Annotated in this window: 19 protein-coding genes and 2 pseudogenes; 5 read left to right on the top strand and 16 right to left on the bottom strand. The window is 64.8% G+C overall.

Annotated elements, in window-relative coordinates:
* Nucleotide 1: 1 nt before the first annotated feature.
* Nucleotides 2-559: a chorismate--pyruvate lyase family protein gene (locus HNO52_RS20610; protein ID WP_232090426.1), complete on the bottom strand. Its 558-nt coding sequence runs from the start codon at nt 557-559 to the stop codon at nt 2-4.
* A 111-nt stretch (nt 560-670) separates the two neighbouring features.
* On the opposite strand from HNO52_RS20610, the gene HNO52_RS20605 reads away from it, so the two are divergent.
* The 4 genes from HNO52_RS20605 (at nt 671) to yccS (ending at nt 5141) form a co-directional block, all read left to right on the top strand.
* Nucleotides 671-1831 carry an FAD-dependent oxidoreductase gene (locus tag HNO52_RS20605; RefSeq protein ID WP_197567011.1) on the top strand — a complete coding sequence of 387 codons (1161 nt, stop codon included), beginning with the start codon at nt 671-673 and terminating at the stop codon, nt 1829-1831.
* Nucleotides 1832-2030: 199 nt separating this feature from the next.
* Nucleotides 2031-2309 (top strand): HU family DNA-binding protein, encoded by a 279-nt coding sequence (locus HNO52_RS20600; protein ID WP_167112900.1) that lies wholly within the window; start codon nt 2031-2033, stop codon nt 2307-2309.
* Nucleotides 2310-2392: 83 nt separating this feature from the next.
* Entirely contained in the window at nt 2393-2749 is a 357-nt protein-coding gene (locus tag HNO52_RS20595; protein WP_197567010.1) for a hypothetical protein, read from the top strand.
* Nucleotides 2750-2906: 157 nt separating this feature from the next.
* Entirely contained in the window at nt 2907-5141 is a 2235-nt protein-coding gene (yccS, locus tag HNO52_RS20590; protein WP_197567009.1) for a YccS family putative transporter, read from the top strand.
* Nucleotides 5142-5148: 7 nt separating this feature from the next.
* Here the strand turns inward: yccS and recG are convergent, their stop codons facing one another.
* Nucleotides 5149-7233, bottom strand: coding sequence for an ATP-dependent DNA helicase RecG (gene recG, locus HNO52_RS20585; RefSeq protein WP_197567008.1), 2085 nt, complete (start codon nt 7231-7233; stop codon nt 5149-5151).
* Entirely contained in the window at nt 7230-8150 is a 921-nt protein-coding gene (locus HNO52_RS20580) for a hydrogen peroxide-inducible genes activator (RefSeq protein WP_197567007.1), read from the bottom strand. The genes recG and HNO52_RS20580 overlap by 4 nt, the downstream gene beginning before the upstream one ends.
* 78 nt (nt 8151-8228) lie before the next feature.
* Between HNO52_RS20580 and HNO52_RS20575 the strand changes: the two genes are divergently transcribed.
* Nucleotides 8229-9101: an NAD-dependent epimerase/dehydratase family protein gene (locus HNO52_RS20575; RefSeq protein WP_197567006.1), complete on the top strand. Its 873-nt coding sequence runs from the start codon at nt 8229-8231 to the stop codon at nt 9099-9101.
* A 90-nt stretch (nt 9102-9191) separates the two neighbouring features.
* On the opposite strand, the gene HNO52_RS20570 is transcribed toward HNO52_RS20575, so the two are convergent.
* The 13 genes and pseudogenes from HNO52_RS20570 to HNO52_RS20525 all read right to left on the bottom strand — a co-directional run bounded on the left by HNO52_RS20570 (nt 9192) and on the right by HNO52_RS20525 (nt 17856).
* The gene (locus tag HNO52_RS20570) at nt 9192-9698 is read right to left on the bottom strand and encodes an acyloxyacyl hydrolase (RefSeq protein ID WP_197567005.1); all 507 of its coding nucleotides are present in this window, start codon (nt 9696-9698) and stop codon (nt 9192-9194) included.
* 69 nt (nt 9699-9767) lie between these two features.
* Nucleotides 9768-10280, bottom strand: a complete 513-nt coding sequence (gene thpR, locus HNO52_RS20565; protein WP_197567004.1) for an RNA 2',3'-cyclic phosphodiesterase — start codon at nt 10278-10280, stop codon at nt 9768-9770.
* 7 nt (nt 10281-10287) lie between these two features.
* Nucleotides 10288-10677: a deaminase RidA gene (gene ridA, locus HNO52_RS20560; protein ID WP_167112872.1), complete on the bottom strand. Its 390-nt coding sequence runs from the start codon at nt 10675-10677 to the stop codon at nt 10288-10290.
* A gap of 89 nt (nt 10678-10766) precedes the next feature.
* On the bottom strand, nt 10767-12902 hold the full coding sequence (locus HNO52_RS20555; protein ID WP_197567003.1) for a RelA/SpoT family protein: 2136 nt from the start codon (nt 12900-12902) through the stop codon (nt 10767-10769).
* A gap of 22 nt (nt 12903-12924) precedes the next feature.
* On the bottom strand, nt 12925-13185 hold the full coding sequence (rpoZ, locus tag HNO52_RS20550) for a DNA-directed RNA polymerase subunit omega (protein ID WP_167112868.1): 261 nt from the start codon (nt 13183-13185) through the stop codon (nt 12925-12927).
* Nucleotides 13186-13349: 164 nt separating this feature from the next.
* A complete protein-coding gene (gene gmk, locus HNO52_RS20545) occupies nt 13350-13964 on the bottom strand; it encodes a guanylate kinase (protein WP_197567002.1) in 615 nt (204 codons plus the stop codon).
* 141 nt (nt 13965-14105) lie between these two features.
* A complete protein-coding gene (locus tag HNO52_RS21370; protein ID WP_332107655.1) occupies nt 14106-14234 on the bottom strand; it encodes a glutaminase in 129 nt (42 codons plus the stop codon).
* 48 nt (nt 14235-14282) lie between these two features.
* Nucleotides 14283-14528, bottom strand: a complete 246-nt coding sequence (locus HNO52_RS21365; RefSeq protein ID WP_442907187.1) for a glutaminase — start codon at nt 14526-14528, stop codon at nt 14283-14285.
* 87 nt (nt 14529-14615) lie between these two features.
* Nucleotides 14616-14750 (bottom strand): annotated as a pseudogene (locus HNO52_RS20535) (sigma 54-interacting transcriptional regulator); the annotation flags it as partial.
* A 100-nt stretch (nt 14751-14850) separates the two neighbouring features.
* Nucleotides 14851-14985 (bottom strand): annotated as a pseudogene (locus HNO52_RS21180) (ATP-binding protein); the annotation flags it as partial.
* 54 nt (nt 14986-15039) lie between these two features.
* Nucleotides 15040-15978 (bottom strand): hypothetical protein, encoded by a 939-nt coding sequence (locus HNO52_RS21360; protein ID WP_442907083.1) that lies wholly within the window; start codon nt 15976-15978, stop codon nt 15040-15042.
* Nucleotides 15979-15993: 15 nt separating this feature from the next.
* A complete protein-coding gene (locus tag HNO52_RS21515; protein ID WP_442907082.1) occupies nt 15994-16569 on the bottom strand; it encodes a transporter substrate-binding domain-containing protein in 576 nt (191 codons plus the stop codon).
* Nucleotides 16570-17856, bottom strand: coding sequence for a cation:proton antiporter (locus HNO52_RS20525; protein WP_197567001.1), 1287 nt, complete (start codon nt 17854-17856; stop codon nt 16570-16572). It lies immediately after the preceding gene.
* Between the last annotated feature and the right edge of the window lie 18 nt (nt 17857-17874).

The raw sequence follows: 17874 nt of genomic DNA, 5'->3' as shown, positions 1-17874 counted from the left end.
CCTAGCGTGATGGCAGGCCCAATTCATCCGCCATCGCGTCGAGGAAGAACTCCTGCACAAGCACCGCGAAGCGGCCGTGGCGGAACACCGAACGCCGTCCCCAAGGGCCGGTCAAGGTATGGAAGGGGGCCGGGGCGACCGTGACCTCGATGGGGCTGCGCACCAGGCCGGGCTGGCGGAACAGCCAACTGCCCAGTGAACGCTCGCCGAGCCGCTCGAGACGTTGACCCCGCATCTGGGCCAGCGGCGCCACCGAACGGGCCACCACCCAGGGCCGCTCGTCGAGGCACAGCGCCACTTCTCGCAGCCAGGCGAGGCGATCGAGGGGCAGCCCCAGAGCTTGGGCTTCGTCGAGGCGCGGCTGCCCCAGGCGCTGATCGAGCAGGCGCACGCGAAAAGAGCGCTCGGCGCCGGCTTCGATCAGCCGTGCGGTGAGGGAATCCCGTGTGGCTACCCAGGCCCACCACGCCGGGCTCATCGCCGGTCGGCCCGCGGGCAGGGGGCGCCAGGTGGCAGAAAGACGGGAATTGGCGTGGCGCTCCGCGTGGTTCCGGGTCACCGGCACTCTCCGGGTCGAACTAGGGGCGCATAGTGTAACATGCGGTTCTGACACGATTCCCCGTGCTGGGCCGCGCCATTCGGCCGCGGCCCAGCCATCGCGAGGAGCCCCATGACCGCACCTCTTACCATCATCGGTTCCGGCATGGCGGGCATTGGCCTGCTCAAGCAGCTGCGTGCGCTGGATGCCGAGCGCTCCATTACCCTGATCACGGCCGACAGCGGCGACGACTACTCCAAGCCGCTGCTCTCCACCGGCTTTGCCAAGCACCTGCCCCCAGAGCGGCTAGCAGCACGCTCGGCACTGGAAGTGGCCGACCAGTTGGGTGCGGTGGTACGCACCCGAACCCAGGTCGAAGCCGTCGACCCGGCGGGGGGGTGCCTGCATATCGGCGAGGAGCGCCTGGCATGGGGCGAGCTGGTGCTGGCCACCGGCGCTGCGCCCGCCGTGCCCTTCGACATACCCGAAGAACTTGCCGGCCGTGTCTTCACCATCAACGATCTCGATGACTACCGCGCTTTTCATGCCGCCCTGGCAGCACTTGGCCGCCGTGCCCGCGTGGCCATCGTCGGGGCCGGCCTGGTGGGCTGCGAGTTCGCCAACGACCTGATGGCGGGCGGTCACGCGGTTAGCCTGGTGGCGCCGGAGCATGCGCCCTTGCCGCGGCTGTTGCCAGAGCCGCTGGGCCGGGCGCTGGGCGAGGCGTTCAGTGATGCGGGCATGGTGCTGTACCTGGGGCGTGGCGTTGCGCGGTTGGAGGCGGCCGGCAGCGATATCGGCGTGGCGCTCGACGACGGCGAACGACTCGAGGCCGATCTGGTGCTTGTCGCTACCGGGCTGCGCCCGCGCAGCGAGCTGGCCCGGGCGGCCGGGCTGGAGGTGGGGGCGGCGGGCATCCAGGTCGACCGCTACCTGCAAACGTCGGTGCCGGGCATTCATGCCCTGGGCGACGTGGCCTGCGTGGCCGGGGTCAACGCCATGTACGTGCAGCCGCTGCAGGCCAGCGCCAAGGCATTGGCACGGACACTGAGCGGGACACCCACCGAGGTGAGCTACGGTGCCTGGCCGGTGCTGGTGAAAACGCCGCTGTTACCGGTGGTTGCACTACCCCCGCTGTCAGCGCCGGCCCGCTGGCGAATCGAGGGGGAGGGCGCCGACTTGGCTGCCTTCGCCGAAGATAGAGACGAACGTTTGATCGGCTTTGCGTTGACAGGAGCCTGCGTGAAGCGGAAAGTTGAGCTGGCGCGAGCGACGCCGCCGTTGCTAGGCTAGTCACGTCATCGCCTCGGCCGGCTTCGCAGTACGGGCCGCCGTTGATTGCCGCGCTTGAAGCTTCAAGAGCAAGGGACGAACCCACGCAAGGGAACGGGCTCTCCCGGGGGAAGTGACAGACGGCTCTAGTTTTACCATTGATGAATAACAACTCACCGGCAGCGTGCCGGGACATAGCCAATACCAGGAGGGCTGTAGTATGCGTAAGCCAGATCTTGCTGCGGCAATTGCCGAGCGTGCGGAACTTTCGAAAGACAAGGCCAGCCAGGTGCTCAACGTCATTCTCGACGAGATCACCGGCAGCGTGGCCCAAGGGCAGGATGTTTCACTGATCGGGTTTGGTACCTTTACCGTGCGAGAGCGCGCCGCGCGCACCGGCAAGAACCCCCAAACCGGCCAGCCACTGGCCATTCCGGCCAGCAAGACCGTTGCCTTCAAGCCGGGCAAGGGCCTCAAGGACGCCGTCGGCAAGGGCTGATTCGGAGCCTCGAATCCCCTCTCGTGGCGCGGCCTGTCCGTCAGGCCGCGATACCTCTTCTCCTCGCTCGAATCGGACTCGATATGAAGCTGCGACTGATACTGTGGCTACTGGGTTTGATGCTCAAGCGTGCTTTGCGCCGCAAGCCGGACTTCCGCCAGGCGCTCGCCGAGGTGCGCCGCCTCGACTGGGGAATCGCCACCGAGGATCTCTCCATCGCGCGTCACTTCCGCATGTCGCCCCAAGGCATACAGACTGGCGCGGGGCTGCCGGTGGACCTCGACCTGGAGCTGCGTTTCGATGATGAAGCCAGTGCCGTTCGTGTGCTGCGCAAGCCGACCCAGCAGGCCTTTCTCGACGGCATGATCGCCGGCAAGGTGCGCCTGGTCGGTGATTCGAGCGACCTTCAGAAACTGCAGAAACTGCTCAAGCGGCTCTAATTCCCGGTAGTCGCGTTATTTTGGCATGGCGCGTCATTCCGCTTCTGCGCTTGCGTATCCTGACGCCGGCTGCTGCCAGGCTTTAAGAGTTATACGAAAGTCTAGTGTCGGGTAGAATGGTCCGCATGGCCTTCCAACGCTAACGCCCAAGAGCTCCATGCCGATCTCGCTAACGCTCTCTCTACGCCGTCTGTGGACGCTGGACAAGTTCGCCTACAGCCTGCGCGTGTTTCTCGCCTTCAGTGGTGCGCTACTGCTGAGCTGGGTGCTGGCCGACATCAGCCTGGTGATTCCGCTTTTCCTCGGCATCATCGCCAGCGCGCTGTCGGAGACCGACGACAGCTGGCAGGGCCGCCTGCAGGCGCTCGCGGTCACGCTGGTCTGCTTTGTCACAGCGGCGCTCGTCGTGCGCTGGCTGTTTCCCTGGCCATGGCTGTTCGCCCTGGGGCTGGGGGTGGCGACCTTCGTACTGATCATGCTCGGGGCGGTGGGGCAGCGCTATGCCACCATCGCCTCCGGCACGCTGATCCTGTCCCTCTACACCATGATCAACATCGAGCATCACGGTGGCGTACCGCAGTCGGGCGACTGGGATCAGACGCTGTTGATCCTCTCGGGGGCGGCTTGGTACGGCGCGATATCGGTGATCTGGTGTGCGCTATTTTCGCGCCAGCCGGTCAAGCAGAGCATGGCCCAGCTCTATCGCGAGCTGGGCAGGTACCTGATGCTGAAGGCGACGCTGTTCGAGCCGCTGCGCGGCATCGACATCGAGGCGCGCCGTGTGGCGCTGGCGCAGCAGAACGGCAGGGTAGTGACGGCGCTCAACCAGGCCAAGGAGATGATCTTTCGCCGGCTCGAAGGGCAGCGCGGTGAGGGCAAGCTCAACCGCTACCTGCGCATCTACTTCATCGCCCAGGAGATTCACGAGCGCGCCAGCTCCACGCACTACCCCTATGCCCGGCTGACCGAGGCCTTCTTCCATCACGACGTGCTGTTTCGCTGCCAGCGCCTGCTCGACCAGCAGGGGCTGGCGTGCAAACGGCTGGGCAAGGCGCTGTTGCTCGACCGCCCCTTCGAGCACGACCAGAGCGAGCAGGCACTCGCCGACCTGCGTGCCTCCATCGAGCACCTACGGGCCATGCGCAACCCCGCGTGGCGGGAGCTGATACCTTCGCTCAACGCCCTGGCCGACAATCTCGCCACCCTCGAGGAGCGGCTGGCCACGGGACACAACCCCGATGCCAGCGACGATCCGGGCGATGCGGCACTGTTCGACCGCTCGCCCGGTAGCCTGCGCGATGCCTGGGAGCGTATCCGCCTCAATCTGACGCTGGCCTCGCCCACTTTCCGCCACGCGGTAAGGCTACCCATTGCGCTGATGGCGGGCTATGGGCTGCTGCACCTGACCCATCCCGAGCAGGGTTTCTGGATTCTGCTCACCACGCTGTTCGTGTGTCGCCCCAATTTCGCCGCTACCCGGCGCTTCCTGACTCAGCGCATTGCCGGCACCGTGCTGGGACTGTTGGTCGGCTGGGCGTCGATCACGCTGTTTCCCACCGCTCTGCTGCAGACGCTGATCGCAGTGATCGCCGGTGTCACCTTCTTCGCCACCCGCGAGAAGCACTACGTCATCGCCACCGCGGCCATCACCCTGCTGGTGCTGTGCAGCTTCAACCAGGTCGGCGACGGCTTCGATCTGATCTGGCCGCGGCTCTTCGACACCTTGCTCGGCGCGCTGATTGCCGGTGCCGCCGTATTCTTCATCCTGCCCGACTGGCAGGGGCGGCGTTTGCATCGTGAGGCGTCCAACGCGATCGTGGCCAGCCACAGTTACCTGGAGGAGATCCTGCACCAGTATGCCAGCGGCAAGCAGGATGACCTGGCGTATCGCCTGGCGCGGCGCAACGCGCACAACGCCGATGCGGCACTGTCGACGCTGCTGGCCAACGTGCTGCAGGAACCCGAGCCGTATCGCAAGCGTGTCGCCGATGACGGCTTCCGCTTCCTGGTGCTGTCGCATACGCTGCTGAGCTATCTTTCAGCGCTGGGAGCACATCGAAAGCGGCTCGGCGAGGAGGCGCACGATGCCCGGCTGCTTATCGAGGGGCAGCGCATCGCCGACTATCTGGAAGCGTTGGCGGATCATCTGGCCCGACGCATCGCCACCGCCGGGCTCGAGGAGGCGCGCGAGGCGTTGATGGCTATTCTCGAAGATCGCCTCGAGGGTCGGCTCGACGGCAAGCCGCCGGAGGGGGAAGAGGAGGGCTATCGGCCCATGCAGACGCAGTTGCTGCTGATCGCCCAGCAGCTAGGTCCGCTGACCGAAGCTGCCGAGCGTCTGATCTCGGTGCACGACGATCGCGAAACTGCTGTTACGGCAGGTGCCGGCTGAGCCACCGCTACACCTGCCCGTAGCGCCCCGCTTCTTCGCCCAGCCAGCGCCGGATCAGCGGCCGGCTGGCCTCGGGGTGACTGGTCAGCAGCGCCTCGGCCAAGGGTGCGACGCGCTCCAGCAGGTCGGCGTCGCGCTCCAGGTCGGCGATCTTCATCTGCGCCAGACCGGTCTGGCGTGTGCCGAGCACTTCACCGGGGCCGCGCAGTTCGAGGTCCTTCTCGGCGATACGAAAACCATCGGTGGTCTCGCGCATGACCGCCAGGCGCTCGCGGGAGTGGGCCGACAGCGGTCCGTGGTAGAGCAGTACGCAGAAGCTCTCGCTGATGCCGCGGCCGACCCGGCCGCGCAACTGGTGCAGTTGCGAAAGCCCGAGCCGCTCGGGGTTCTCGATGATCATCAGGCTGGCATTGGGAACGTCGACACCCACCTCGATTACCGTGGTGGCCACCAGGAGGTCGAGTTCGCCGGCCTTGAAGGCATCCATCACCGCCGCCTTCTCGCTGGCCTTCATGCGGCCGTGAACCATGCCGATGGCGAGTTCCGGCAGCGCCTCGGTGAGTTCGTCGCGGGTCGCCTCGGCGGCCTGGCACTGCAGCGCGTCGGACTCCTCGATCAGGGTGCAGACCCAATAGGCCTGACGGCCCTCGGCGCAGGCGTGACGAATGCGCGCCACTACCTCGGGGCGCCGCTCGTCGGGCACCACCACCGTCTTCACCGGGGTGCGCCCGGGCGGCAATTCGTCGATGATCGAGACATCGAGATCGGCATAGGCGCTCATCGCCAGGGTGCGCGGGATCGGCGTGGCCGTCATCACCAGTTGGTGCGGCGTCAGCCCGCCGGCCTCGCCCTTCTCGCGCAGCGCCAGGCGCTGGTGCACGCCGAAGCGGTGCTGCTCGTCGACGATGGCGAGCCCCAGGCGCTGGAAGTGGACGTCGCCCTGGAACAGCGCATGGGTACCGACCACCATGCGCGCGCGACCGTCCAGGATGGCGGCCTTGGTATCGAGCCGGGCCTTGCCCTTGAGCTTTCCGGCCAGCCACGCCACCTCGATATCGAGCGGCTCGAACCACGCCCTGAGCGTGCGGTAGTGCTGCTCGGCCAGTATCTCGGTGGGCGCCATCATCGCCGCCTGACAATCTCCGGCGATGGCCGACAGCGCCGCCATGGCGGCGACCACCGTTTTACCCGAGCCCACGTCGCCCTGCACCAGGCGCAGCATGGGCACCTCGCGGGCCAGGTCCGCGCCGATCTCGTCGAGCACGCGGCGCTGGGCGCCGGTCAGCGAGAACGGCAGCTGGGTGAGGAAGCGGGCCTGCAGGCCACGCCCGCTGGGCAGCGCCGGAGCGCCGTCCTGCTGGATCCGCTGGCGTACCTGCTGCAGGCTCAGGCGATGGGCCAGCAGCTCCTCTAGCGCCAGACGCCGAGTCGCCGGGTGCTTGCCGCTGGCCAGGCGCTCGGGGTCGACCTCGGGAGAGGGTCGATGGAGTACCTGCAAGCAGTGGTGCAGCTCAGGCAAGCCGAAGCGTGCACGCAGCTCCTCGCCGATCCAGTCAGGCAATGATGCCTCGGGGGCTTCGTCGAGTCGCACCAGGGCCTGCTCGATCAGCGCTCTGAGCCGCGTCTGGTGCAGCCCCTCGGTGGTGGGATAGATCGGCGTCAGATGATCTTCCACCGGCGGGGCATCGGCACTGAGCAGACGGTACTCGGGGTGGTAGATTTCGAGCCCGGTGGCACCGGCACGGGCCTCGCCGAAGCAGCGCACTCGGACACCCGGGCGGAACTGTTGCTGCTGGGCCGGGGAGAAGTGGAAAAAGCGCAGGCTGAGGATGCCCGAGCCATCGCGCAGCCTGACCAGCAGGCTACGCCTGCGCCCCTTGACCACGTCGCTGGCCGAGACCTCGCCCTCGACCACCGCCTCATGCCCGGCCCGCAGGGTACCGATCGGTGTGATCCGGGTGCGGTCCTGGTAGCGCAGCGGCAAATGAAACAGCAGGTCGGCAACGCTCTCCACGCGCAGTCGTGCCAGCTTTACGGCCAGCGCTTCCCCGACGCCCTTCAGGGAGGTGATCGGCGCGTCGAGGTCGCTCATGCCGATGCGGGAAGCGCCTCGTGAAACTGCCGGACGGCATCGGTGATGGCATCGATCGCCTTGGGCCGTGGGAAGCTGGCGCGCCAGGCAATCGCCACGGTGCGCGACGGTGCCGGCGACTTGAACGGCCGACTGATGAGCAGCCCGCTTTCATAATGTCCGGTGCCGATGGCCGAACGCGGTAGCACGGTGATGCCGAGCTTGGAGGCGACCATGTGGCGGATCGTCTCCAGCGAGCCGCCTTCGGCGGTCAGGGTATTGCTGGGACTGTTGAGTTGATGACTGATGGCGGGGCAGGCCTCGAGGATCTGGTCGCGGAAGCAGTGGCCCTCGCCCAGCAGCAGCAGCCGCTCCTTGAGTAGATCCTCCTTGTCGATGAATTCGCGCTGGGCCCAGGCATGATCGGCCGGTATCAGCACCTCGAACTCCTCCTCGTAGAGAGGCTTGGTGACTACGTCGGTCTCGGTGAACGGCAGCGCGATGATAATGGCATCAAGTTCGCCGCTACGCAGCTTGCGCCGTAGATTGGCGGTAAAGCCCTCCTCGATGTAGAGCGGCATCTGCGGGGCGCTGCGCGTCAGCGCGGGTACCAGGTACGGGAACAGGTAGGGCCCGATGGTGTAGATGGCGCCAATGCGCAGCGGGCTTGCCAATTGATCCTTGCCGGCGTTTGCCAGTTCCTTGATCACGCTGCTCTGCTCAAGTACGCGCTGGGCCTGCTCGACGATCTTCTCGCCCAGCGGGGTCACCTGCACGGTCGACTTGGAGCGTTCGAACAGCGCCACGCCGAGCTCCTCCTCGAGTTTTTTGACCGCCACCGACAGCGTGGGCTGGGAAACGAAGCAGCGCTCGGCCGCCCTGCCGAAGTGGCGCTCCTGCGCCAAGGTTACGATGTACCGAAGTTCTGTTAGAGTCATATCTTGGTGCCCCGTGGGCATCCTCTCGGACGATAGACGACTTTCAATAGGGACTTTTTATCAGGGGGCGAGAGAAAGTTGAAGAAGACAATACTGATTCTTGGCTGTGGCGACATTGGAATGGTGCTCGGTAGGGAACTGCTGGAGGCCGGTTATCATGTTATCGGCGCCCGCCGCAGCGCCGCAGCGCTGGAGGGTACCGGCATCGAGCCGCTGGCGCTCGACCTGGTCGACGAAGACGCGCTGTCAACCCTGCCCGATGCCGATTACGTGGTCTACATCCTCAGCGCCGACCGCTTCGACGAGGCGGCCTATCGGACTGCCTATCGCGATGGCCTCATGGCAGTGCTGCGCACCTATGAGGGTCGTGAGACGGCACCGGAGCGCCTGTTTTTCGTCTCTTCCACCAGCGTCTATGCCCAGAAGGAGGGCGAGCAGGTCGATGAGGAGAGCCCAGCGGAAGCGGCCGGCTTCTCCGGAACGGTGATGCGCGAGGCCGAGCAGGCCCTGCGCGAGAGTGCGTTGGCCGGCACCACGGTGCGCTTCTCCGGCATCTACGGTCCGGGACGGGATCGCCTGATCCGCCAGGTGCTGGAAGGCCGCATCGCGCCCAAGGCTCCGCCGATGTACTCCAACCGCATTCACCGCGACGACTGTGCCGGCGTACTGTCCCATCTGATCGGCCTCGATATGGCGGGTAAGCCGCTCGACGACCTCTACCTGGCCAGCGACTGCGCAGCGGAGCCGCTCCATGAGGTCATGCTATGGCTCGCCGGCCAGCTCAAGGTGGAACCCACCGAAGTAATCCAGGCTCCCTTGCGCAAGCGCGCCAGCAAGCGCTGCGACAACTCGCGCTTGCTCGAGACGGGCTACGTCTTCCGCTACCCCAGCTACCGCGAAGGCTATGCCCAGGTGATGAAAGAGGGCGGCTTCCTGGTCGAACCCGTCTGATGACATTCTGACGCGACGGGCGCTGCGAGAAACAGCGTCCGTCGCTTCGGTGCCCGTCATTGCTCGCTGCCGGGTTCGATCGCCCGACGCTCACAGCGGCAAGCGATAGCCCAGGGCCAGTACCTCGATGCCCTCGTTGGGGTCCTTGATCCCCCCATTGGAATAGTGCGTGAAGCTCAATGAGAGTTCGCCAGGCCCCATCGAGCCTCCCAGAGCCAGGCGGTCCTGGAATTGGAACGCCGTCGAAAGGTCGCGTGAACCTATTCGCGCGTCGAGAAATATAGCGGCGCCGATGCCCCCTTCGACGAAGACGTTACGCTCCCCGTCGAAGGTATAGCGCAGCATTGGGGTAAGCAACCAGGCGGCATTCTCGTCGCTCTCATCTCCATCGAGCAGCAGCAGACCGGTAGCCAGACGAAGATCGAACTGCGGATGCAGATGATCAAGGCCGATCAGGGTGTCGAATTCGACTCGAGCGGCGGCGGCCGTTTCGCTGGTGATGCCACCTGCCACGTAAAGATCTGCCAGACAGGCCTGGCTGACGGCCATCGCGAGGCTGGCGGCGAGCCCAGCCAACTGGGTCCTTGTTCGAAGCATGTCGTTTTTCCTTTTCTTGTGTGCCATTAATTGGTCGGCCAATAAAAGGCTCACCTTCATCCTTGATGTTCAGCTCTGCGATATGGCTAGACGCCGGTAACGGGCACCTCGTTCGTCGGTGATCGATTGAATCAGCTCAAGCTGATTATAGAACCACGACAGCTCAATGGGGGGAAGGTACTCCAACGGTAGTGTCGCAGCGCGTCGCAGCAGGGTGACATGCGGGACGAACTGGGTGGGGCGCGTGCCGAAACCGAGCGGCTCGAGGGTGCTCCAGAGCCGGCCCTGCAGCTGCGACAGGGCCGGATCCGCTGCCTGAGCGCCGACCCAGACAATGCCGGGTCGGCGAAAGCCGCCCCAGCAGTCGAGGTGCCACTCGCCGGGTGGGATGGTGAGGCCTTGTACCCATTCGACCAGTTCGGCCGCTCTCGCTTCCTCCACTTCGCCGAGAAAGGCCAGCGTCAGGTGCAGGCTCTCATCGGGCATGCGGCGCCCGCCACAGCGGGCATGGGCGATTTCCGCCAGTTCTCCGAGTCGCTCTCGCAGCTCGGGCGGCGGCATCAGGGCCAGGAAGAGGCGCACGCTTGCCTCAATCTCCTATCACCATCACCGCTTCCGCTTCGAACTGCGCCCCTTTGGGTAGCGCCTTCACGCCCACCGCGGCGCGCGCCGGGTAGGGCTTGGCGAAAAACTCCTCCATGACTTGGTTGACGATGGCGAAGTTGCCCAGGTCGACCAGGTAGAGGTTGATCTTGACGATCTCGCCGAGCGAGCCGGCAGCCTCCTCGCATACCGCCTTGAGGTTGGTGAAGACCTGGCGTGCCTGGGCCTCGAAGTCGTCGGAAACCAGTTCCATGGTGGCCGGGTCCAGCGGGATCTGGCCGGAAAGATAAACGGTGTTACCGGCCTTGATGGCCTGGGAGTAAGGGCCGATGGCGGCGGGAGCCTTTTCGGTATTGATGACGGCCTTGTTGCTCATGACGCTCTCCTTGTGATGTTCGCGTTGTGTCGCAAGGGTCAATGAAAAACCCGTCCGCCGCGGTCGGCGGCGGACGGGCCGAAACGGGTTCAATTACCTACGCGGGTGATCTTGCCGACGTGGGACAGGTTGCGGATGCGCTTGATTAGTCGCGCCAGATGCACGCGATCGCGTACCGCCAGGGTCAGATGCACGATGGACAGGCGGGCGTCACGCTCCTCGATGCCGATACGCTCGATGTTGGCGTCGGCGTCGGTGACCAGGCTGGCGAGCTCGGCTACCAAACCGCGGCGGCTCTCGATCTCGATACGCAGCGCCACCGGGAAGTCCTCGCTGATCTGGTTGGACCACTCCAGCGCGAACAGCTTGTCGGGATCGTTCTTCAGCTCGTCGAGGTTGCGGCACTCGGTACGGTGCACCACGATGCCCTTGCCCACCGACAGATGACCGACCACCGGATCGCCCGGCAAGGGATGGCAGCAGCGGGCGAACTTGATCACCATGCCCTCGGCGCCACTGATGACGATGGGCCCCTGAGGCGTGAGCACACGCTCGCTGGCTTCGGCCGAGTCGCCGTGGAGCAGGTCGATCAGGCGCCGCGCCACCACATGGGCCACCCGCGTGCCGAGGCCGATCGATTCCAGCAGGCTCTCCTCGCCCTTCAGCGACAGCTCATCCAGTAGCTCCGGCAACACATTTTCCGGCAGCTCCTCCAAGCTGGTCTCGAAATCGGCCAGGGCCTTGTTGAGCAGTCGCCGGCCGAGTTGCACCGCCTCGGTGTGCTGTTGATGCTTGAGCGCATGGCGGATCGCCGAACGTGCCTTGGCGGTGACCACGAAGTTGAGCCAGGCCAGGTTGGGTCGTGCCCCGGGCGCGGTGATGATCTCCAGCGTCTGGCCGCTCTCGAGGCGGGTGGAGAGCGGCGCCAGATGGCGATCGATGCGACAGGCGATGCAGCTGTTACCGATATCGGTATGCACGGCGTAGGCGAAGTCGATCACCGTGGCTCCCTGGGGAAGCTCCATGATGTCGCCGCGCGGCGTGAATACGTAGATGTCGTCGGGGAACAGGTCGTTCTTGACGTGCTCGATGAACTCCAGCGAATCGCCGGCGTGGCGCTGCATCTCGAGCAGCCCCTTGACCCACTCGCGAGCGCGGGCGTGGCTGCCCTCGGCGATGGGATGGTCGGTCTGGCCGGCCTTGTAGAGCCAGTGGGCGGCAATGCCGTTGTTGGCCATGGCTTCCATCTCGCGGGTGCGGATCTGCACCTCGATGGGCATGCCGCCGCTGCCGAACAGGGTGGTGTGCAGGCTCTGGTAGCCGTTGGCCTTGGGTATGGCGATGTAGTCCTTGAAGCGCCCCGGTACCGGCTTGTAGAGGTTGTGCACCACGCCGAGGATGCGATAGCAGCTGTCGACGTCCTCGGTGATGATGCGAAAACCGAACACGTCCATGATCTCGGCGAACGGCTTGCGCTGGTCGCGCATCTTCTTGTAGATCGACAGCAGGTGCTTCTGGCGGCCCATCACGGTGCCCGGCAGGCCCTCGTCGTCGAGGCTCCGCTGCAGGGCATTCTGGATCTGGCGTATTGCCGAGCGGCGGTGGCCACGGGCGCTGGAGACGGCGCGCTTGATGCGCTCGGCGCGCATCGGGTGCAGGGCCTGGAAGGAGAGATCCTCGAGCTCCACGCGGATGGTGTTGATACCCAGGCGGCTGGCGATGCGGGCGTAGATCTCCAGCGTCTCGCGGGCGATGCGGCGCTTCTTCTCCGGACGAAGGGCGCCCAGGGTGCGCATGTTGTGCAGGCGGTCGGCGAGCTTGACGATGATCACGCGGATGTCACGCGACATCGCCAGCACCATCTTCTGGAAGTTCTCGGCCTGGGCGACGGCCTTGTCCTCGAAGGTGATCTGGGTCAGCTTCGAGACGCCGTCCACCAGCTCCGCCACCGGCTTGCCGAACTGTTCGGCAAGGGCCTCCTTGGAGACGCCGGTATCCTCGATAACGTCGTGCAGCATGGCCGACATCAGACTCTGATGGTCCATGTGCATGTTGGCGAGGATGTTGGCCACGGCGAGGGGGTGGGTCACGTAGGGCTCGCCGGAACGCCGGCGCTGGCCGTCATGGGCCTGCTCGGCATAGTAGAAGGCGCGCTTGACCTGCTGGATCTCGTCGGGAGGAAGGTAGCCGCCGAGTCTGTCGGCCAGGTCGTCGATGGTGAACATTAGCGCGCCTTGGGTGACAGCCTTACTCCTCGAAGGACATGCCCGGTTCGCCTTCGCGGCGAATCCTGACCGGCGCCTCGATCGGCTCGTCCAGCACGGTATGGTCGACCAGCCCGGCGGCGATCTCGCGCAGCGCCATCACGGTGGGCTTGTCGTTTTCCCACGGCAGCTGGGCGTCGCGCGAACCGCGCGAGAGCTGACGAGCGCGCTGGGTGGAGATCATCACCAGCTTGAAGCGATTTTCGACGTTATCCAGACAATCTTCGACGGTGACACGCGCCATATTGGGGTCTTCCGAAAGCGTTTGGGGATTAGCCAATCAGCGGCAATCCAGGGTGGAACAGGACAGACTAGATTACTCGACGCCCGGCGGCTCTGACAAGCGCCAGCGGCCGGGGGAAGGACAAGCGCCTGAGACTGAGGTCATGACAAGCGCCGGCGGCTGGGTTATGACAACAGCGCCGCCAGCAGCGGGCCATGCGACTCCTGCACCCGGGCCAGGCTGAGGCGTCGGCCGATCACCAGCGACTGCAACTCGCGCAGGGCGGTGGTGAAATCGTCGTTGATGACCAGGTAATCGTACTCGTCATAGTGCGACATCTCACTGACTGCGTCACGCATGCGCCGGGCAATGGTGGCGTGCTCGTCGGTGCCGCGGCTGGCCAGGCGCCGCTCCAGCTCGTCGCGTGAAGGCGGCAGGATGAAAATAGAGACCGCTTCGGGCATCTGCTCGCGGACCTGGCGCGCGCCCTGCCAGTCGATCTCGAGAATCACGTCCTGGCCGGCATCGAGCAGGGCTTCCACCGCCGGCCGCGACGTGCCATAGAAGTTGTCGAATACACGGGCGTACTCGAAGAACTCGCCGCGTGCGATCATCGCTTCGAACTCGCCGACCTCCACGAAGTGGTAGTTGACGCCGTCCACCTCGCCACGCCGCCGGGCCCGGGTGGTGTGCGACACCGAGACCCGAATGCCATCGAGGCTCTCGATCAGCTCGCGCACCAGAGTGGTCTTGCCGGCGCCGGAAGGCGCGGAAATGATGAAAAGCGTACCTTGGGACATATCGGGCTCCGGATCGCAAATGCCCCCGTTCGCACGAGGCAAAGGGGGGCGAGCGCCATGGCTGCGCATTCGAGCGGAACAGTATACCCGCCCGGCCGTGGGCGCGTCATGGGCTGCGGCCGACGGCACGGGCCAGGCGCCTCATGTTGCCATCTGGTGTGAATCGAATTCCTCGGCGAACAGCTCCAGGGCGTGCTGGGCGGCGACCCAGTTGCCGTTCCCGTCGAGCGCCGGCGACCAAGCGCAGACAGTCATCCTGCCCGGTACCACCGCGACGATACCGCCGCCGACACCGCTCTTGGCCGGCAGACCGACACGCTAGGCGAAGTCGCCGGCCGCGTCGTACATGCCACAGATGGTCATGGTACGCAGGGCGAGGGTAAGCAGCAGCACCTTGGCGATGCTCTGGATCGAGAAGGGAGTCCCGGCGTCACCGGCGGTATACAGTTCGCCGGCATTGGTATACACGGCGATGCCGAGCCGTTCGGGATCCTGCTGGGCCAACGCCGGGATATAGCTGGCGACGCGACCTTGGCCGAGCCGCGTTTGCGCTCGCGTGTGGATACTTTCTATCCAGCTCTACATGTCCGTCCTCTGCGGCCGAGCCCCCATGCCTGGGTCTGTTCGGCCGGCCTCGACGTATCGAGGCCGACCCGCCACGTTGACGCTGATCAGTGGACCCTGCCGGCCGCTCAGGGTATGGGCCGCCCGGGCGATCAGCTCCTTGCCCACGCCGCTCTCGCCGGAGATCAGAATCGACTGCTGTGTCAGCGCCACCGACTCTATCGGTGGCGCCGCTCGGCACCGCCGCGGTAGGGGGCGCGGTCGTCAGCGACAGGGTCACACAGGTTCCCCGGCCGGGCTGGGAGTCGAAGGTCAGGCTGCCCTGGTGTTCGCCGACGATGCCGGCGGAAACGGAGAGGCCCAGGCCGGTGCCGCCACACTCACGGCGGGTGGTGAAAAAGGGGTCGGTCAGCCGATGCATGGCGTCGGGCGCGATGCATCGGCCCTGGTCGCGCACTTCCAGCGCGACCCTACCCTGGGCGCGGTCGTGGCGTGTGGTCAGGCGGATTCCCTACGCAGGCTGCTCGAGGGCCTGGCAGGCGTTGAGCACCAGGTTGATCACCACCTGCTCGATGCGCTGGGCATTGCCCGAAAGCGCCGGAAGATCGCTGGCGTAGTGCGTCTCGAAACGGCTGGTCGCCTGGCGGATCGAGTTGTCGACCAGGCGCACGGCGGTGGCCACCATCGTATTGAGATCGAAGCTTTCGGCCTGTTCGTCGCCGCCCTGGCGGGCAAAGTCCTTGAGGTCGCCGACGATGCGCTTGATGCGCCGGGTGCCCTCCTGCATGTCGTCGATCATGCCGGGAATCTCCTCGCGCATCCGCGAATAGGGCAGCCCGCCCAACGGGAAGTCGCCATGGTCACGGTAATGCGCTTCGAGAATCGGCTCGGCGTCGGCAAAGGCGTCGCGCAGCACCGGCAGGTTCAGCAGCAGCAGGCTGCTGGGGTTGTTGATCTCGTGGGCCACGCCCGAGACGAGCACGCCGAGCGAGGCCATCTTGTCGGCCTGGATAAGCTGCTGCTGATGCTGGTGCAGCTCCGCGGTGCGCGCTGCCACTTCGCGCTTGAGCATGCGGTTCCAGATCACGATGGCGCCCAGAATCAGCAACAGCAGTGCGGAGAGCGCCGCACCGATCTGGCCGACCTTCTGCCACGGGATACCCTCGCGGCCCTCCAAAGGGCCCAACCACTTGTCGTAGATCGCCTGGTGGCGGCCGGTGTTCTTGAGAATGGCCAGCCCCTCGCTGAACTTGGCCAGCAGGTTGGCGTCGCCCTGGCGCACCGCATAGCCGTAGCGCAGCGCGAAGGGCCGCGCCACCGGCATCAGGTTGGTCAGCCCCAGTTCGCGGCTGAGGTAGAGCGCCGGCAGGTTGGCGACCAGGGCGTAGTCGTGCTGACCGGCGGCCAGCGCCCGCAGCGCGTCGGCGTGGGTATCCACGGGGATCACCACGGCGCCGATGTCGTTCTAGACCAGGTAGTCGTGCATGATGTCGCCGCGCTGGACGATCACTTCCTTGCCGCGCAGCTCCTCGACCTCCACCAGCGGGTCGCCGCGGCGGGCGAAGATTGACTGGTGGACGATGGCGTGGGGCGGCGAGAAGTCGAAGCGTTCGGTAGGTGCCTCGGAGTACGACATGCCTTGGAGAATGTCGATCTCACTCTGCTCCAGCCCGCGGCGCACCTCGCTCCACGGCTTCAGCTCGATGCGCACCTCGATGCCCATCAACTCGGCGATGGCCTGGGTCAGCTCCACGTTGTAGCCGGCCGGCTCACCGTCCTCGTCGAGGAACTCGTAGGGCGGATGAAGTGATCGCCACCGACGACGATCGTCTCGCCCGTGCCGTCGGCTGTGGCGTCGGGCGAGGGTTGCCCCCAGCCCGGCAGGGGCACAGCAAGGCAAGCGGATAGCGCCGCCAGCCGCATCCACACCATGATGCTGGAAGGAAACCTTCGATTGGGCAGCGCCCGGCTTGCCGTCATTAAGGAACGACTCGATGTTCTGAATCTTGAAAGTAGGGCATGGAGAATTTTCATAATCCAATCAAATTCGAGGCTTTCGCGAACGCCAATAACGCTTAATGGTAGGCTTTACGCTGATCCCGTGAACCAGTATCGACAAGGCAATTACCACGAGCGTCAAGTGTATCAGCTCCAGTGCGATCTCCTCTGGCAGCCCATGCTGGATGGCGTACATCAGGTAGTACAGTGAGCCGATACCACGAACACCAAACCAACCCATGAGGTTGCGCATCCGCTTAGGCGCCCTGCTCCCGAGTACGCCAAGATGCACGCTGATGGGGCGGGCAATAAAAAACAGAAATGCCGCGAAACCCACGGCTCGCCAACTCCAGGAGTCCCAAAAGATCGAACCTCCGAGCAGTAAGACCAGCACGATTTCTGCCAGCCGTTCGAGGTGCTCATTAAAGGCTAGAGAGCTTTCGCTGACGTGCACATGCGCTTGCGGCTCACCTTCACGGCGTGCCTCGACAGCTGTCGAGTAACCTTGCATGAGGCCGGCCAATTTCAATTCGGTATGGCGCAGAGCGACTGCGGCACAAAAAACGGCCAGAAACCCCCAGGCATTCACTAACAGACTGATTCCGTATGCGAATGCGATCAGCCCCAAACCGAGAAAACTTTCCAGAAAAGCAGTGTTTGCATAGCTAGTGCGTATCTTGGTTACCAGCCAACCGACACCGGAGCCGGCCAAGATTCCGATGCCGATGCCTGTACCGCTTGCCCAGAACACATCGACTGCCAGCCACCGCCAACCGGCATCGCCAAGATCGTGCAGACCCAGCAACCCCAGGCCGAGCATCACGAACGGGAAGGCGCTGCCGTCGTTCATTCCGGCCTCGCAGGTCAAAGAAAAGCGGAGTTCGTCAGGGTCATCAGCGTGACGCACCTGAACCTCGGTCGCCAGGACTGGGTCGGTTGGTGCCACAACAGCACCCAGCAACACGGCAGCCCCAAGGGGGAGAGCGAGCCCGTAGTAACCGAACAGCGTCACTAGTCCGACGGTAAGCACCATCGAAAACGTCGCCAGCTGCAGAGGCGTTCGCCATCGCTTCATGGACACCGGCGCAGGCATTTTCACGCCGGCACAATATAAGGAAATCAGAACGGCTATTTCGGTCAAAAGTTCTAATAAAGCCGATTCTTGGAATGGATTGAAATGGAACAACTCAAAACCCATCGGCCCCACGATGAAACCGACGGAAAGGTATATAATGGCGGAAGTGGCTGGCACGCTTTTGATGTAGGAGAAGGTAAATCCTACAATCAACAGCAACAAACCAATCAGAATAAACCAAGTGGCGGTTGTCATAGATGGCTCGTCAGGTGT

The organism is Halomonas sp. MCCC 1A13316 (assembly GCF_014931605.1).
Classification (GTDB): domain Bacteria; phylum Pseudomonadota; class Gammaproteobacteria; order Pseudomonadales; family Halomonadaceae; genus Halomonas.
The sequence above is the reverse complement of the archived record's forward strand: the minus strand, read 5'-3'. Positions and strand labels throughout refer to the sequence as shown.

Bases quoted from the DNA above. Each gene is read 5' to 3' on its own strand.
- HNO52_RS20605 (WP_197567011.1), top strand. From the start codon at position 671: ATGACCGCACCTCTTACCATCATCGGTTCCGGCATGGCGGGCATTGGC.
- HNO52_RS20600 (WP_167112900.1), top strand. From the start codon at position 2,031: ATGCGTAAGCCAGATCTTGCTGCGGCAATTGCCGAGCGTGCGGAACTT.
- HNO52_RS20595 (WP_197567010.1), top strand. From the start codon at position 2,393: ATGAAGCTGCGACTGATACTGTGGCTACTGGGTTTGATGCTCAAGCGT.
- yccS (WP_197567009.1), top strand. From the start codon at position 2,907: ATGCCGATCTCGCTAACGCTCTCTCTACGCCGTCTGTGGACGCTGGAC.
- recG (WP_197567008.1), bottom strand. From the start codon at position 7,233: ATGAGCGACCTCGACGCGCCGATCACCTCCCTGAAGGGCGTCGGGGAA.
- HNO52_RS20580 (WP_197567007.1), bottom strand. From the start codon at position 8,150: ATGACTCTAACAGAACTTCGGTACATCGTAACCTTGGCGCAGGAGCGC.
- HNO52_RS20570 (WP_197567005.1), bottom strand. From the start codon at position 9,698: ATGCTTCGAACAAGGACCCAGTTGGCTGGGCTCGCCGCCAGCCTCGCG.
- ridA (WP_167112872.1), bottom strand. From the start codon at position 10,677: ATGAGCAACAAGGCCGTCATCAATACCGAAAAGGCTCCCGCCGCCATC.
- HNO52_RS20555 (WP_197567003.1), bottom strand. From the start codon at position 12,902: ATGTTCACCATCGACGACCTGGCCGACAGACTCGGCGGCTACCTTCCT.
- rpoZ (WP_167112868.1), bottom strand. From the start codon at position 13,185: ATGGCGCGTGTCACCGTCGAAGATTGTCTGGATAACGTCGAAAATCGC.
- gmk (WP_197567002.1), bottom strand. From the start codon at position 13,964: ATGTCCCAAGGTACGCTTTTCATCATTTCCGCGCCTTCCGGCGCCGGC.
- HNO52_RS20525 (WP_197567001.1), bottom strand. From the start codon at position 17,856: ATGACAACCGCCACTTGGTTTATTCTGATTGGTTTGTTGCTGTTGATT.